This window comes from Pseudoalteromonas sp. AOP7-A1-14 (assembly GCF_052376275.1).
Taxonomy (GTDB): Bacteria; Pseudomonadota; Gammaproteobacteria; order Enterobacterales; family Alteromonadaceae; genus Pseudoalteromonas.
Window position 1 is genome coordinate 1 of record NZ_JBQSVO010000278.1, and the last position, 614, is coordinate 614.

1 protein-coding gene is annotated in these 614 nt (G+C 44.6%); it reads right to left on the reverse strand.

Going from position 1 to position 614, the window contains the following annotated elements; genetic code table 11:
- Positions 1-614: condensation domain-containing protein (locus ACT3RM_RS18100; protein WP_444511545.1), on the reverse strand; the 614-nt coding region annotated here is incomplete at both ends.

Sequence of the window (614 nt, forward strand, 5' to 3'; positions counted from 1 at the left end):
CAATCGCGGGTAATGCCACTTCATCCCGGTATAACTGCAACCATTCTTGGAAAAGGATTTGATAACTCCACCCATCGATGCACCAGCAATCAATACTCAGGCATAACGTTTTTTTGCTGCTAGAGGTGACAACCTGAAAGTTATGCTGAGGCCATTTCGTGAGATCATAGTTGGCATGAGACAAGCGATTACGTGTATCGAGCAAGGCTGCGTCAAAACTCGGCTCAGGCTCAATCACGCGAAAAGGTGGTACAGTCACCTCTTCGAGAATCTTCTGCTGGCCATCTGAAGTGACAACAGCGCGAAGCATGTCATGGCGTCGCACCATGCTTTCCCAGGTGTTGTGCAGCCTATTTATATCCAGCTCAGTCGCATCTATTTCAAAATAGAGATGAATAGCGACACCACCACCGTCAACAGACGCACTGCGACCTAACCAATAAGCCTGTTGATTTTCATTAAGATCAAAAGGTTCAAATCGTTGCTCAGCAGAAGATCTGATCGACCCTTTGTATGCTTTGTCACTTAAATAATTCAACAATTGATCTTTATTGGTTTTTAGCAAATTCACTGTGTCGGCATCTAACGTGCCACTTTGACTAGACACTTTTAAC